Source organism: Vibrio sp. 1069 (assembly GCF_033340555.1).
Window position 1 is genome coordinate 1 of record NZ_JAWOWP010000744.1, and the last position, 563, is coordinate 563.

The window sequence follows — 563 nt, forward strand, 5'->3', positions numbered from 1 at the left end:
CGATACAGTGGAATTGGCAACAAGGTTTCACCACTGCGCAGTGGCGAGCACGTGTGCACATACGTCGTGTAGAGCACTTGCCAACTTGGCGCTTCGTCTTCGGCCGCTTGTTCTGAATTTAAATCACGACCAAGCATACGCATTTTCGGCGCAAGCAAAGACGCATCCGACAAACGATTCATGCACACTTTAACGAAATCTGAATGATAACGCGGATGCAAACTGTCTTGTTCCGGGCAAACCACGCGCACAAAAAATTCACCATCGCCCATCACTATCGGGAATTCACGACCTAGCACTTGGCCGTTGTAACGTAACGCATCCATCAAACCGTTAATGGCTTTATCTACCGCACTGACGGTGGTGTTATCAAAACACTCAAATTGCAACTCAACAACGTACATGCTTACACCGCAGCCTCAATTTTGGCCAAAAACTCCACAACATTCTCTGCGAGCACTTCGCGCTTATCTGTTCCTAAACGCTCTAAAATCACATTGCCCGTTAAGTTACAAATTGAAATCACGTCCAATTCTGCATCCGTCGCAGCAATAAACACCGTC

2 protein-coding genes are annotated in these 563 nt (G+C 47.2%); both read right to left on the reverse strand.

Going from position 1 to position 563, the window contains the following annotated elements; translation table 11 throughout:
- A partial coding sequence (locus R7040_RS28810; RefSeq protein ID WP_318097942.1) for a DUF2310 family Zn-ribbon-containing protein occupies positions 1–404 on the reverse strand: 404 nt, incomplete at its 3' end.
- 2 nt (positions 405–406) lie between these two features.
- Positions 407–563 (reverse strand): SecY-interacting protein Syd (locus R7040_RS28815; RefSeq protein WP_318097943.1); only part of this gene is annotated, 157 nt, incomplete at its 5' end.